The 13,963-nt window shown below is 53.8% G+C and carries 17 protein-coding genes; 8 read left to right on the top strand and 9 right to left on the bottom strand.

Annotated elements, in window-relative coordinates; all coding sequences use genetic code 11:
- Window positions 1-35: 35 nt before the first annotated feature.
- Window positions 36-1,337: an anaerobic C4-dicarboxylate transporter gene (locus L977_RS10315; protein WP_023331834.1), complete on the bottom strand. Its 1,302-nt coding sequence runs from the start codon at window positions 1,335-1,337 to the stop codon at window positions 36-38.
- 115 nt (window positions 1,338-1,452) lie between these two features.
- Window positions 1,453-2,889, bottom strand: a complete 1,437-nt coding sequence (gene aspA, locus L977_RS10310; protein ID WP_003855923.1) for an aspartate ammonia-lyase — start codon at window positions 2,887-2,889, stop codon at window positions 1,453-1,455.
- Window positions 2,890-3,224: 335 nt separating this feature from the next.
- Here aspA and L977_RS10305 point away from each other — a divergent pair, with 335 nt between their 5' ends.
- Window positions 3,225-3,689 carry an FxsA family protein gene (locus tag L977_RS10305; protein WP_014882199.1) on the top strand — a complete coding sequence of 155 codons (465 nt, stop codon included), beginning with the start codon at window positions 3,225-3,227 and terminating at the stop codon, window positions 3,687-3,689.
- Window positions 3,690-3,713: 24 nt separating this feature from the next.
- On the opposite strand, the gene yjeH is transcribed toward L977_RS10305, so the two are convergent.
- Window positions 3,714-4,961: an L-methionine/branched-chain amino acid transporter gene (gene yjeH / locus L977_RS10300; RefSeq protein ID WP_047625702.1), complete on the bottom strand. Its 1,248-nt coding sequence runs from the start codon at window positions 4,959-4,961 to the stop codon at window positions 3,714-3,716.
- A 179-nt stretch (window positions 4,962-5,140) separates the two neighbouring features.
- Between yjeH and L977_RS10295 the strand changes: the two genes are divergently transcribed.
- Both L977_RS10295 and groL read left to right on the top strand, forming a co-directional pair.
- Entirely contained in the window at window positions 5,141-5,434 is a 294-nt protein-coding gene (locus L977_RS10295) for a co-chaperone GroES (RefSeq protein ID WP_003855929.1), read from the top strand.
- A gap of 31 nt (window positions 5,435-5,465) precedes the next feature.
- Window positions 5,466-7,109: a chaperonin GroEL gene (gene groL / locus L977_RS10290; protein ID WP_014882201.1), complete on the top strand. Its 1,644-nt coding sequence runs from the start codon at window positions 5,466-5,468 to the stop codon at window positions 7,107-7,109.
- 73 nt (window positions 7,110-7,182) lie between these two features.
- Here groL and iadA read toward each other — a convergent pair whose 3' ends face one another.
- Genes iadA through L977_RS10275 form a run of 3 tightly spaced genes read right to left on the bottom strand, consistent with a single transcriptional unit; the run spans window position 7,183 to window position 9,464 of the window.
- Window positions 7,183-8,346 carry a beta-aspartyl-peptidase gene (gene iadA / locus L977_RS10285; RefSeq protein ID WP_047625701.1) on the bottom strand — a complete coding sequence of 388 codons (1,164 nt, stop codon included), beginning with the start codon at window positions 8,344-8,346 and terminating at the stop codon, window positions 7,183-7,185.
- Window positions 8,347-8,356: 10 nt separating this feature from the next.
- On the bottom strand, window positions 8,357-8,818 hold the full coding sequence (locus tag L977_RS10280; protein ID WP_014882203.1) for a YjiG family protein: 462 nt from the start codon (window positions 8,816-8,818) through the stop codon (window positions 8,357-8,359).
- Window positions 8,799-9,464: a nucleoside recognition domain-containing protein gene (locus L977_RS10275; RefSeq protein WP_047625700.1), complete on the bottom strand. Its 666-nt coding sequence runs from the start codon at window positions 9,462-9,464 to the stop codon at window positions 8,799-8,801. The genes L977_RS10280 and L977_RS10275 overlap by 20 nt, the downstream gene beginning before the upstream one ends.
- 232 nt (window positions 9,465-9,696) lie before the next feature.
- Here L977_RS10275 and L977_RS10270 point away from each other — a divergent pair, with 232 nt between their 5' ends.
- Window positions 9,697-10,050 (top strand): DUF4156 domain-containing protein, encoded by a 354-nt coding sequence (locus L977_RS10270; RefSeq protein ID WP_014882205.1) that lies wholly within the window; start codon window positions 9,697-9,699, stop codon window positions 10,048-10,050.
- Window positions 10,051-10,115: 65 nt separating this feature from the next.
- On the opposite strand, the gene epmB is transcribed toward L977_RS10270, so the two are convergent.
- Window positions 10,116-11,144, bottom strand: coding sequence for an EF-P beta-lysylation protein EpmB (epmB, locus tag L977_RS10265; RefSeq protein ID WP_047625699.1), 1,029 nt, complete (start codon window positions 11,142-11,144; stop codon window positions 10,116-10,118).
- Between the two features lie 40 nt (window positions 11,145-11,184).
- On the opposite strand from epmB, the gene efp reads away from it, so the two are divergent.
- From efp to ecnB, 3 genes are all read left to right on the top strand, one after another.
- A complete protein-coding gene (efp, locus tag L977_RS10260; RefSeq protein WP_014882207.1) occupies window positions 11,185-11,751 on the top strand; it encodes an elongation factor P in 567 nt (188 codons plus the stop codon).
- 48 nt (window positions 11,752-11,799) lie between these two features.
- Window positions 11,800-11,931 (top strand): entericidin A/B family lipoprotein, encoded by a 132-nt coding sequence (locus tag L977_RS10255; RefSeq protein ID WP_013095266.1) that lies wholly within the window; start codon window positions 11,800-11,802, stop codon window positions 11,929-11,931.
- Window positions 11,932-12,039: 108 nt separating this feature from the next.
- Complete coding sequence (gene ecnB / locus L977_RS10250; RefSeq protein ID WP_003025482.1) at window positions 12,040-12,186, top strand: lipoprotein toxin entericidin B; 147 nt, start codon at window positions 12,040-12,042, stop codon at window positions 12,184-12,186.
- Between the two features lie 37 nt (window positions 12,187-12,223).
- On the opposite strand, the gene L977_RS10245 is transcribed toward ecnB, so the two are convergent.
- Window positions 12,224-12,823, bottom strand: coding sequence for a response regulator transcription factor (locus tag L977_RS10245; protein WP_045134434.1), 600 nt, complete (start codon window positions 12,821-12,823; stop codon window positions 12,224-12,226).
- Window positions 12,824-13,081: 258 nt separating this feature from the next.
- On the opposite strand from L977_RS10245, the gene sugE reads away from it, so the two are divergent.
- Window positions 13,082-13,399 carry a quaternary ammonium compound efflux SMR transporter SugE gene (sugE, locus tag L977_RS10240; protein ID WP_014882209.1) on the top strand — a complete coding sequence of 106 codons (318 nt, stop codon included), beginning with the start codon at window positions 13,082-13,084 and terminating at the stop codon, window positions 13,397-13,399.
- Here sugE and L977_RS10235 read toward each other — a convergent pair.
- The gene (locus L977_RS10235) at window positions 13,396-13,926 is read right to left on the bottom strand and encodes a lipocalin family protein (protein ID WP_047625698.1); all 531 of its coding nucleotides are present in this window, start codon (window positions 13,924-13,926) and stop codon (window positions 13,396-13,398) included. The genes sugE and L977_RS10235 overlap by 4 nt on opposite strands.
- Window positions 13,927-13,963: the final 37 nt, after the last annotated feature.

The raw sequence follows: 13,963 nt of genomic DNA, 5'->3' as shown, positions 1-13,963 counted from the left end.
GAACATTTTTAACTATTTTTACAACGGCTGAAGGTTTACAGCACAATGCCACCGATGATAAAACCGAGGATGACGCAAAGCGTAATTGCTACCACGCCCGGGATCAGAAACGCGTGGTTAAACACGTATTTACCGATACGGGTAGAGCCAGTGTCATCCATTTCAACCGCTGCCAGCAGGGTTGGGTAGGTTGGCAGAACGAACAGTGCGGAAACGGCTGCGAAAGAGGCAATCGCCGTCAGCGGCGTTACGCCTAACATGAGTGCCGCAGGCATCAGCGCTTTGGTGGTTGCTGCCTGGGAGTAAAGCAGGGTCGCAGCAAAGAACAGCACGACTGCCAGCAGCCACGGGTAGTTGTGCAGCAGGTCGCCGGCTACGGTCTGGATATCGCTGATATGCGCCTTCACGAAAGTATCGCCGAGCCATGCCACACCCAGTACACACACGCAGGCGCTCATACCGGATTTAAAGGTACTGGCGTTCAGCACTTCGCTGGTGTCGATTTTACAGGTGATACTAATCAGCGTCGCGATAGTCAGCATGAACACCACAATCGCTTCGTTACGCGGCAGAACCGGATTCTGAATCAGCCCCACGGTGTCACTGATGGCGGTTGCGTAGAACATCACTGCGACGATACCAATCAGGAAAAGCAGTACGGAGCGCTTTGCGTGTGGCTTCAGTTCGAAGACCTGGCTACCGCGCAGTCTCACTTCACCTTTTGCCAGACGCTCCTGGTAAACAGGATCGTCTTTCAGTTCGGCACCGAGGAAGTTACACAGCACGGCAGTAATCATGACCGCAATCAGCGTCACCGGAATACAGATCGCCAGCAGCGTCAGGTAGCTCACGCCCATCGGCTCAAGGATACCGGCGAAGAAGACCACGGCGGCAGAGATCGGCGACGCGGTGATGGCAATCTGAGACGCAACGACGGCAATAGAGAGGGGACGAGACGGGCGAATCCCCTGTTCTTTTGCCACTTCGGTAATCACCGGCAGCGTGGAGAACGCCGTGTGGCCAGTTCCCGCGAGAATGGTCATAAACCAGGTGACCAGCGGGGCAAGGAAGGTAATGTATTTAGGATGGCGGCGCAGCATACGCTCCGCCAGACTCACCAGGTAGTCCATACCGCCTGCCACCTGCATAGCGGCGATAGCGGCAATAACTGCCATGATGATTTCGATAACGTCAAAGGGGATTGCGCCGGGTTTAATCTGAAAGATAAGGGTAAGAACGAGCACCCCGAGACCGCCGGCAAAACCGATGCCGATACCCCCGAGTCTTGCTCCCAAATAAATCGCCAACAAGACGATGACGAGTTCTGCTCCAAACATAAGGACCTGCCTTGCTTATTAACAAGTTGATATTGAATTGTTGTATTTTGGTAACGCCTAAAAAGAAAAAAGGCACGTCACAAGTGACGTGCCTTTAAAAGCCTAGCCTGAACGGTTACTGTTCGCTTTCATCGGTATATCGTTTCGCTTTATATGCCGGGTGCATCAGGTTCTGGGCGGAGAAGATATCGTCCAGCTCAGCCTCGGTCAACAGTCCGCGCTCCAGCACCACTTCACGCACGCTCTTACCGGTTTCGGCACAAATCTTACCGACGATGTCACCGTTATGGTGACCGATGAACGGGTTGAGGTAGGTGACGATCCCGATAGAGTTGTAAACGTAGCCTTCACACACTTCTTTATTTGCGGTAATGCCGTTAATGCATTTTTCCAGCAGGTTGTAGCAGGCGTTAGTCAGGATGTGGATAGATTCGAACATCGCCTGGCCAATCACAGGCTCCATTACGTTCAGCTGCAGCTGACCGGCCTCGGAGGCCATCGTCACGGTAGTGTCGTTACCGATGACTTTGAAGCAAACCTGGTTCACCACTTCTGGCACGACCGGGTTCACCTTAGCTGGCATGATGGACGAACCCGCCTGCAGTTCTGGCAGGTTGATTTCGTTCAGGCCAGCGCGCGGGCCGGAAGAGAGCAGGCGCAGGTCATTACAGATTTTGGACAGTTTCACCGCCAGGCGTTTCAGTGCGCTGTGTACCATCACGTACGCGCCGCAGTCGGAGGTGGCTTCAATCAGGTCTTCCGCAGGCACGACCGGCAGGTTGGACACTTCAGCCAGCTTCTGAACCGCCAGCTGCTGATAGCCATCCGGGGTGTTCAGACGCGTACCGATGGCGGTTGCGCCCAGGTTCACTTCCAGCAGCAGCTCAGAGGTGCGCAGCAGGTTTTTGGTCTCTTCATTCAGCAGCACGTTAAATGCGTGGAATTCCTGGCCCAGCGTCATTGGCACTGCGTCCTGTAACTGGGTACGACCCATTTTCAGGATATCCTGGAACTCAACCGCTTTACGCTGGAAGCCATCGCCCAGTTGGTTGATGGCGTCCACCAGTTTCACCACGGAGGCATACACCGCGATACGGAAGCCGGTTGGGTAGGCGTCGTTGGTGGACTGGCATTTGTTAACGTGGTCGTTCGGGTTCAGGTACTGGTATTCACCTTTCTGATGACCCATCAGCTCCAGGCCGATGTTTGCCAGTACTTCGTTGGTATTCATGTTGACGGAGGTACCCGCGCCGCCCTGATAGACGTCAACCGGGAACTGGTCCATGCATTTGCCGTTGTTCAGCACTTCATCGCAGGCAGCGATAATCGCATTTGCCGCGCTTTTAGGAATGGTTTGCAGCTCTTTGTTGGCCAGCGCTGCGGCTTTCTTCACCATCACCATGCCACGGACAAACTCAGGGATGTCGCTGATTTTGCTGTTGCTGATGTAGAAGTTTTCAATCGCTCTCAGAGTGTGAACACCATAGTAGGCATCCGCTGGAACTTCCCTGGTACCCAACAAGTCTTCTTCGATACGAATGTTGTTTAACATGTGAACCTTCTTTTCAAGCTGCCGATGGATTGTACTAAACACACAGTATATATGTGGTTTTGAATATTTTCTGACCGACGATTATTCCCTCAATCAGCCAGATGCTCGAGATCATATGCTGATGATAGCGAATTGCCGTAAGCTGGATCACTTATTATCGAGCCGATTCCATGATAATTATTAATCTGTGAAATGTGTCACCGCTTTAATATTTCCAGAAAAAATATCCGTGCAAACCGATTGAATTTTCGCTAACTGCCACCATTTCATACAAACGCGCGTCGCGAACACATTCAGACAGGGGCCTGACGGCACCTGCCCTACAGGAGATGCCAGTGCGCTGGATACCATTTATTGCTTTCTTTCTCTATGTTTACATTGAGATTTCCATTTTTATCCAGGTTGCCCATGTCCTGGGCGTCCTGCTGACGCTGGTTCTGGTGATTTTCACCTCCGTCATCGGCATGTCGCTGGTGCGTAACCAGGGTTTCAAAAATTTCCTGATAATGCAGCAGAAGATGGCTGCAGGCGAAAGCCCGGCAGAAGAGATGATCAAAAGCGTGTCGCTGATTATCGCGGGTCTGCTGCTTATTCTGCCTGGCTTCTTTACCGACTTCCTCGGCCTTTTGCTGCTTCTGCCGCCAGTGCAAAAACACCTGACCATGAAGCTGCTGCCGCATCTGCGTTTTAGCCGTATGCCGGGTGGTGGCTTCAGTACGGGCCCGGGCGATACGTTTGAAGGGGAGTATCAGCGTAAGGATGAACAGCACGACCGTTTAGATCACAAAGACGATCGGTGATTTTTATGCCCGGTGGCGCATCGCTCACCGGGCCTGCGGATTTTGCCGCTTCGGTAAAAACAGCCACAGCCCTGCCAGCATGACGATGGCATACACACTCTTCCATCCCACCATTGCCAGCAACAGCAGGCAAAGCACACCCCCGACGACCGCCAGTGCTTTATAACGGCCTTCCAGCAGACGACAGCCCGCCAGCATGCACAGCAGATAGATCATAATGAAAATGCCGTTGGCGTAGACGATCAGGGCATCCAGATTGATTTTCATTACGTAAATACCCAGCGTACTCAACACGCAGCAGCCCAGCACGGTATTCAGTGCATTCACCGGAAGTTGACGTTTGGACAACTGCGCAAGACGGCTTTCAGGATTATAAAGCGCCTGCGACCACACCAGACGGGCAAAGCTCTGGATATAAATATTCAGGCTGGCAAAACAGGCGAGATAGCCAATCATACATGCGACCCACAGCGCTTTTACGCCAAACAGGTGTACCACTATGCCCGGCAGTGACGCGGCAGCCGCTTTATCCGCACCGAATGCGTTGAAGTGCAATACCAGCACGGTGCAGGCCCAGTAAACTGTTCCTGCCAGCAGCAGGCCAATCATCAGCGCGCGCGGAAAATCGCGCTCAGGCTGCTTAAATTCAGAGGCCAGATGGGCGAACGCTTCGAGACCCACAAAACACCAGAACATAACGGCAAGGGCGGCGAAAAGCTGTGAATGGTCAATGTTTGTCGCTGCCGGGAAGGGAATGTCCTTAATTGTGATATCGCCCGCCCACCAGACAGCCGCGACGAGCGCAACAATCAGTACCGCAACCAGTGTCTGCAGGTTTGCACTTGAGCTGGCACCGCGTGAGCCCACCCACCAGACAATGGCCAGCGTACCCAGTTCAGCCAGCAGGAGCTGCTCGTTATGCCAGCCAAACAGCGCCTGTCCAAAGCCGGTTGCAATATGCAATGCCGCAGGAAGACCCACCGGGATCACCGAGAGAAACAGCCAGCCGGTAACACGCTTCAGTCGCGGGCCAAACGCCAGCCCGACAAAGTGCGCCACACCGCCTGCGTCAGGGAAGTGCCGCCCGAGGATGGCAAACACAATGGCTATCGGAAACACCAGCACAATCAGCACCGGCCAGGCCCACAGGCTGTTATTGCCTGCTACCAGCGCCGCCAATGCGGGTACGGCAAATACGCCCGTACCTAACAAGGAGGTTGAGAGCAGGCCAACGCCCTGCGCCAGTCCCAACTCCTGTTTAAGTCCACTCATTGACATCGTCCTGCCAATACCAAAAGAGAGGGGATGGTAACACTTTCGCAAAATTTTTTTTCAACTCCCCCTTGAAGGGGGAAAAAGCTATCCCCATCTCTCAGGGCACTAGTCGGAAAACCGCATGCGGGCCGGCGTCATCCATAACTGATAATGACTTTCTCAAAGGAGAGCTATCAATGAGTATTCGTCCGTTACATGATCGTGTGATCGTCAAACGTAAAGAAGTTGAAACCAAGTCTGCTGGCGGCATCGTTCTGACCGGTTCTGCTGCAGCCAAATCAACGCGTGGCGAAATCATCGCTGTCGGTAAGGGCCGCATCCTGGAAAACGGAACTGTGCAGCCGCTGGACGTTAAAGTTGGTGACATCGTAATTTTCAACGATGGCTACGGCGTGAAATCCGAGAAGATCGACAATGAAGAAGTGTTGATCATGTCCGAGAGCGACATTCTGGCAATTGTTGAAGCGTAATTTACGCACGAGAATTTGAGGAAATAAGAACATGGCAGCTAAAGACGTAAAATTCGGTAACGACGCTCGTGTAAAAATGCTCCGCGGCGTAAACGTACTGGCCGATGCAGTTAAAGTGACCCTGGGCCCGAAAGGCCGTAACGTAGTGCTGGATAAATCCTTCGGCGCGCCAACCATCACCAAAGATGGTGTTTCTGTAGCACGTGAAATCGAACTGGAAGACAAGTTCGAAAACATGGGTGCGCAGATGGTGAAAGAAGTTGCCTCTAAAGCGAACGATGCTGCAGGTGACGGTACCACCACCGCGACCGTACTGGCGCAGGCTATCATCACTGAAGGTCTGAAAGCCGTTGCTGCGGGCATGAACCCAATGGATCTGAAACGTGGTATCGACAAAGCTGTCGCTTCCGCTGTTGAAGAGCTGAAAGCGCTGTCCGTACCGTGCTCTGACTCCAAAGCCATTGCTCAGGTAGGTACCATCTCCGCTAACTCCGACGAAACCGTAGGTAAACTGATCGCTGAAGCGATGGACAAAGTCGGTAAAGAAGGCGTTATCACCGTTGAAGACGGTACCGGTCTGGAAGACGAACTGGACGTGGTTGAAGGTATGCAGTTCGACCGCGGCTACCTGTCCCCATACTTCATCAACAAGCCAGAGACTGGCGCTGTTGAGCTGGAAAGCCCGTTCATCCTGCTGGCTGACAAGAAAATCTCCAACATCCGCGAAATGCTGCCAGTGCTGGAAGCCGTTGCGAAAGCAGGCAAACCGCTGGTTATCATCGCTGAAGACGTTGAAGGCGAAGCGCTGGCGACCCTGGTGGTTAACACCATGCGTGGCATCGTGAAAGTGGCTGCGGTTAAAGCACCTGGCTTCGGCGATCGTCGTAAAGCGATGCTGCAGGATATCGCAACCCTGACTGGCGGTACCGTTATCTCTGAAGAGATCGGTATGGAGCTGGAAAAAGCGACCCTGGAAGACCTGGGCCAGGCAAAACGCGTTGTGATCAACAAAGACACCACCACCATCATCGACGGTGTGGGTGAAGAAGCCGCTATTCAGGGCCGTGTTGGTCAGATCCGTAAGCAGATCGAAGAAGCAACCTCTGATTACGACCGTGAAAAACTGCAGGAGCGCGTAGCGAAACTGGCAGGCGGTGTCGCCGTTATCAAAGTCGGTGCTGCGACCGAAGTTGAAATGAAAGAGAAAAAAGCGCGCGTTGACGATGCCCTGCACGCGACCCGTGCTGCGGTAGAAGAAGGCGTGGTTGCTGGTGGTGGCGTTGCGCTGGTGCGTGTTGCCGCTAAACTGGCTGGCCTGACTGCACAGAACGAAGACCAGAACGTGGGTATCAAAGTTGCGCTGCGCGCAATGGAAGCGCCTCTGCGTCAGATCGTTTCTAACGCCGGTGAAGAGCCATCTGTGGTTGCGAACAACGTGAAAGCGGGCGAAGGTAACTACGGTTACAACGCGGCAACTGAAGAATACGGCAACATGATCGACTTCGGTATTCTGGACCCAACTAAAGTTACCCGTTCTGCTCTGCAGTATGCGGCATCTGTAGCTGGCCTGATGATCACTACCGAGTGCATGGTTACTGATATGCCTAAAGGCGACGCGCCTGACTTAGGTGCTGCTGGTATGGGCGGCATGGGTGGTATGGGCGGCATGATGTAATCATGTTGTTCTGAACCTCTCAGAACGAACCCCGGGCAGCGATGCCCGGGGTTTTTTATTGCCTGTCCAGCTGCTACTCAAAGGTGCCTTTCACGCACACAACACCTTCGCGCACCATCTGGCGGCCTTTCGCCCAGACCTCATGGATTTTTAGATCGTCCGTCAACACCAGGAAATCGGCATCGCATCCGGGCGCGATCCGTCCTTTATGCTCCAGCCCGAGAAACTCCGCCACATTACGCGTAAATGGCAGAAGCGCCTCCTCCAGCGGCAGGTGATAGCGGCTGACCAACTGCTGTAGGGTTTCCGGAAGGGATTCGAACCCTGCCACGCCAATGCCTACCAGGTTGCCATTTGCGTCAAAATTCGGCTGGCTACCGTTAGCGTCCGAGCTGAGCGTGAGACGGTTAAACGGCACCTGCGCTTCGCGGGCTGTCGCAATGGCGGTGGCGGCATCAATGGGTTCGCTGATGCTGGTGGTGATATCGATATAACCCCCTTCGCGAGCATAGTTTAGCGCGGCGAGGAAAAGCGCCTCGCCGCGGTTAACGTGGGTGGGCAGCAGCTTCGTGCGGGGAACGTCGGCGTTATTCAGAATGTTAAGGAGCGGCTCCAGCAGCTTCGGGCTGTTGCCGAGGTGAAAAACGGAGATACCCGCTTTGGCACCCAATAGCCCGCCGACGCGTGACTGGGCGGCCATACTGGCGAGCCGATCGTCCGCTGGCGCGGAAGAGCGATGGTCGGAAATCGCGCATTTCACACCAATGATTTTGTCGATCAGCGCCACATCTTTTTCAATACTGCCGGTAATCGTCGGAGAAGGCAGTCCGTACGCGCCCGTCAGCATCCACGCGCTGATCCCTTCATGCTCAAGCGCTCGTGTTTTTGCCAGCAGTGATTCAGGGTGTCGGGTGACGCCGTCGGTGCCCAGCAGGCCAACCACGGAGGTGATACCTGCTGCTACCAGCGCAGACAGCCGCACCTCCGGCGTGCGGGTGTGGGGCCCCGCTTCACCGCCGCCACCGATGAGATGCACGTGCTGATCGATAAATCCCGGGCAAATCACCGCTCCGGCGAGATCGGTTTCAGGACACGCCATCCGCGTTGTTGCATGCCCCGCTTTTTCGATCGCAACAATTTTTCCCCCAGCGATCAGCAGATCGCAATGTCCCCGATCCTCCGGGGCGTAGAGATGTGCGTTGCGGAAAAGATGGGGTTCCAGAACTGAAAAATCCATTTTTATCTCCTCAGAAGAGTAGCTGCATCACCCACATTGAGAGCAGGGCGTTAATGACGCAAACCGTAATAATGTGCGGGTAATATTTCGGATTCACGCCTGCGGTACCCAGGCAGCGGCCGGTATTTTGCACCGGATTGCCCATCAAATAGATGGCGGGCAGCAGGATGGTGGCATCGTGACCGTTGAGTGAGCCGGCGGCGACCAGACTGGCGCAGACCCCCACGCCGCCGCCCATACTCATCACCGAGGCCAGAAGGACCGTTGCCGCCGCGCCCGGAAGCCCCCAGAGCGCCATGACGGGCTCGCAAACATTGCCCACGATATCCAGCAGGCCCGTCACCTTCAGCGCCTGAATAATGACAAATGCCATGACCACGTTTGGCAGCAGGCTGGTGGTCGCGATGGTAAAGCCGCGACGGGCACCATCAATAAACATGTCCATGATATTTTTACGCGGCTGGGCGATCATTTTTTTCCTCCTGAATACGATGATCTTCCATACGGGCGATCCACAGTCGCAGGAAGTTAGCGCCAACAAATTTGAATACCAGAATGACGGCCAGCGGCGCGATCACCGGGACGGTAATAAACGTGAAAAGCGCGGCGCCGGAAGAAAAATAGTTGGTAATAATGGCGCTTCCGCTGGTCTGGAAGGTAGCGAAAATGGCGCGTTCATGGTCGGTAATTGCTCCGTCGTCGGTCAGCTCTTTGGTCATACCTGCCGCCGCATCGGTGTTTTGCAGGTTGGCGATAAGGGCCAGAGAGCAGATCCCCGGCACGCCAAGCAGCGGACGCAAAATAGGCGTCATCAGCTTTTGTGCGGCACGCAGTCCGCCCAGGCCTTCGGTGACGGCAATGATCCCGAGCGATAAAATGACCGAGGGCGCCAGTTCAAGGGCAAATAAAAACCCGTCTTTCGCCCCCGTTCCGCCCGTGCCGCGAAACGTCAGGGCGCCGTTGACCGGTCCAAAGCTACCGTTTAAGACGGTAAAGTCCAGCACGCGCCACCATTCAGTACTTTTGGCGAAAAAACCGGAGAAAAATACGATGGTGAGTACAAACGCCAGATAGCCTACCCATGTCACTTTTTCCTCTCCTGAGGATGATGCACTCATGAAACCCCCTTTTTCATTGCGTACAAAAGTTGTACGTCGCACCACTACATACGATCGAGGGCTAAAACACGATATCCCAAAGGCTATTATCAGAATTCATTTAAGATGTCGGAGGAGTGCCTGGCGGAATCTGGCTCGCAGAAATGCTCGGCATTTTTCTTTTGGTCATCTTTTAGGTATAAGATTTAGACACGGACAACTACTGTCCAGCTTATTGAAAACGAGGAATAACATGCGCGTAAAAGTCTGTGCAGGGATTGTAGGGGCAGCATTGCTGCTGGCGGGTTGTAGCTCCAGCAATGAGCTGTCGGCGGCGGGCCAGGGTGTTCGCTTTGTGGAAGATAAGCCGGGTAGCGAATGCCAGCTGTTAGGCACGGCCACGGGCGAGCAAAGTAACTGGATGTCGGGACAGCATGGTGAAGAGGGCGGCTCTATGCGCGGTGCGGCGAATGCCCTGCGTAACCAGGCCGCGGCGATGGGCGGCAATGTGATTTACGGCGTGAGTAGCCCAACGCAGGGAATGCTCTCCAGCTTCGTGCCAACCGCCAGCCAGATGAGCGGCCAGGTCTACAAGTGCCCGAACTGAGTTAACGCGGTGATGGCGCTGCGCCCGGACCCTGTAGGGCAGGTAAGCGTAGCGCCACCTGCCTTTTAGTGCTGCCGCAGCTGCAAATCCAGCGGCGTCTTACTTGGCTCTCCGCCAATTTCGCGCGCCAGCTTGGGTACCATATAACCTGAAACCAGCGTTAACAGCTCGCGCATAATCTGTCGGGCTTCTTCATCGGTCACCATGAAGTGCGCCGCACCCTGCACGCGGTCCAGCACATGCAGGTAATAGGGCAAGACACCCGCATCAAACAGGGCGTTGCTGAGGTCGGCCAGCACGCGGGCGCTATCATTTACCCCACGCAGCAGCACGCTCTGGTTTAGTAGCGTGACCCCCACTTTACGCAGGCGCGCCATCGCCGCGCGAAATGCATCGTCAATTTCATTCGCGTGGTTAATATGGTTCACCAACAGCACCTGCAAGCGGGATTGCGCCAGGCACGACACCAGTCCGTCAGTAATGCGTGCCGGAATGACAATCGGTAAACGGCTGTGAATACGCAGACGTTTGATGTGCGGGATGGCCTCAAGCTGGGTTAATAGCCAGTCCAGCTCATGATCTTTTGCCATCAGCGGGTCACCGCCGGAAAAAATAATCTCATCCAGCTCTGAATGGGCGGCGATATAGTCCAGCGCGACCTGCCAGTTGCGCTTATTTCCCTGGTTTTCGGAGTAAGGGAAGTGCCGACGGAAGCAATAACGGCAATTTACCGCGCAGCCGCCTTTGACCAGCAGCAGGGCGCGGTTGAGATACTTATGCAGTAAACCCGGTACCACACTGTTCTGCTCTTCCAGGGGATCGGTGCTGTACCCTGGTGCAGTAATAAACTCATCCTGCAAGGTAATGATTTGTTTTAAAAGCGGATCGTCAGGATTGCCTTTCTCCATGCGCGCAACAAACGCGCGTGGAACGCGCAGGGCGAAAAGGCGCTTTGCCTCGCGGCCCGCAAGCAACTCTGGGTGCTGATCGAGGTCTAAAAGACGCAGCAATTCATCAGGACTGGTGATTACATCGGCAAGTTGCGATAACCAATCTTCTCTGGACGGGGTGTTTAGGGTTACAATATGCGCCATTTTGTGGCTTAGCTACCAGTTAACAAATTTAGAGGGCCTTATGGCAACGTACTATAGCAACGATTTTCGTGCTGGTCTTAAAATCATGATGGACGGCGAACCGTACGCGGTTGAAGCCAGCGAATTCGTTAAACCAGGTAAAGGCCAGGCATTCGCACGCGTTAAGCTGCGCCGCCTGCTGACCGGTACCCGCGTTGAGAAAACTTTCAAGTCCACCGACTCCGCTGAAGGCGCTGATGTTGTGGATATGAACCTGACTTACCTGTACAACGACGGTGAGTTCTGGCACTTCATGAACAACGAAACCTTCGAGCAGCTGTCTGCTGACGCGAAAGCGATTGGCGATAGCGAAAAATGGCTGCTGGATCAGGCTGAGTGCATCGTGACCCTGTGGAACGGTCAGCCTATCGCTGTTACTCCACCAAACTTTGTTGAGCTGGAAATCGTTGAAACCGATCCAGGTCTGAAAGGTGACACTGCCGGTACTGGCGGTAAACCAGCGACGCTGTCTACCGGTGCTGTGGTTAAAGTGCCACTGTTCGTACAGACTGGCGAAGTGATCAAAGTGGATACCCGCTCCGGCGAATACGTATCACGCGTGAAGTAATAGTCAGGGCGCAGCGCCCGCTGCGCCTGATTTTTGCAGGCAGGGATGATGAAACGTACCGTTAAAATTCTGCTTCTGTTAGCGCTCTCCAGTGCATTGCTTTCCGGCTGTAACACCACGCGCGGCATGGGGGAAGATATCCAGGATCTTGGGCATATCATTTCTCACGCGGCCAGCTAAGCTCGTCTAATTTTCCGAAAAATGCTTCCTTGTCCTTCAATCGGCGGGATCTTGTCTATTCTTAAGTTGCTATACACAAAACAACTTTGGCTATAAAAGGAAGATATTATGGTTAAGAAGACAATTGCAGCGATCTTTTCAGTCCTGGTACTTTCTTCAGTATTAACTGCCTGTAATACCACGCGTGGCGTTGGTCAGGATATTTCTGAAGGTGGTAGTGCAATCTCTGGTGCGGCAACAAAAGCACAGCAGTAATTAATTAACGGTACGGAACCAGAAGGGTTTCGTACCGTCAGTTTTCTGTACCCTGCGGAGATAAAAACGGGGAAAAGCGCGTGTCCATATGCAGCTTCATGCGGATATTTCGCTTGTAGGTATATACCGTTTTCCCATTGATACTCAGGTGAGCGGCAATTTTTTGATTGCTTGCGCCGTCCATCCACATTGTCAGCACTTTCTCCTCCTGGCGGGTCAGCAACGGCGTGGCCACTGTTGGTCTGTGCGTGTCTGAGCCCGAAATTAACGCGTCATTAATAACCGTGGCGAGTTCCTCAAGACGGGCATTTTTCATGAGTGAAGACCAGACCGGGAAGTTCTCCAGCCAGGCCGTCATGTCTCTGTCCTCTCCCGATTGCAACATAATAAAGGGGAGTTTTTCGCTGGCATTCAGTAAGGAAGAGAATTGCTGGAAATGGGGAGTATCCTGCCTGAAACCATGCAGGTCAGCGATAACCAGTGAGGGTTTCCATTGCAGAATGTGCTCTCTGGCGAGGAAAAGATTGTTCAGCCCGGTCACAACGTAATGTCCCGGGAATAAACCGGAATGATTGAGCCATGCTTCAAACCCCGCGCGGGTAAAGTGACAACGGTCAATCAAAAGTATTTTGAACATATTTTATTCGCAGTCGGCTAGTGGTTTGGCTTCCTGCCATCAGAAAGCACATCATCATAGAGAAGTCCGATGAGTAATAAATGCCTGAACTGCGCGCCTTACTGCGGCTATTTCTGGCCTTAAGGGGGTCAGCAGAAAATGATTGAAAAAAAATCGCACGTTAACCAAAATATGAGGCTTTATCTGCCTTGCGGGACGACCCGTAAGCGCTTTCTTCATCGGGGACGGCCCCAACTTATTTAAGTTAAGGAGCCTGAGATGTCCTGGATTATTCTTTTTATTGCCGGCCTGCTCGAAGTGGTATGGGCGATTGGTCTTAAGTACACCCACGGTTTTACCCGCCTGACGCCCAGCGTCATTACCGTTTCTGCGATGATTGTGAGTATTGTTCTGCTCTCATGGGCGATGCGTTCCCTGCCCGTGGGAACAGCCTATGCTGTCTGGACGGGGATTGGTGCCGTGGGGGCTGCAATTACCGGCATTCTGTTGCTGGGTGAGTCAGCGAGCCTGGCGCGTATCGCCAGCCTCGCCCTGATTGTGGCCGGTATCATTGGACTGAAGCTCAGCACCCATTAGTGGGGCTGTTTAACCCAGATGAGTTTCGACACATCAAACCCTTGCCGGGTCGCGACATCCAGCATCTGCTGTTTCATCTCCGACGAAATGGTTGGCGTGCGGGAAAGAATCCACAGATAGTTGCGATCCGGCCCGCAGACCAGTGCGTGACGGTACTCTCTGTCGAGCGCTATCACGTTATAGCCGCCATAGAAGGGGCCAATGAAAGAGACTTTGAGCGCGGCCCGTCGCGGGTCGTCGGTGAAGTATGCTTTCCCGACAGACTGCTGCCACATCTGCCGATCGGGGTTATAGCCCCGGTTGATAACCTGAATACCTCCATCCTCCATCGTGCTGTAATGTGCAGTCACCTTCTCTAAACCCTGTTCGAACCGATGGTCGAGGCGGGCGATTTCATACCATGTTCCGAGAAAGCGTTGGGCGTCAAAAGGCGTGACGACAGTGACACCAGGAGGTGGGGTAGGGGAACTGCAGGCAACCACTAAAAACGCGGCTGTCACCGCGGCGATAACAGGCAGAATGCGCATAGGAGTTTCCTTACTGTTTTTTGTTAAGTGTAGATGA

Source organism: Enterobacter sp. ZOR0014, assembly GCF_000798855.1.
Lineage (GTDB): Bacteria > Pseudomonadota > Gammaproteobacteria > Enterobacterales > Enterobacteriaceae > Enterobacter > Enterobacter kobei.
This window is presented reverse-complemented; position numbering and strand designations above follow the sequence as displayed.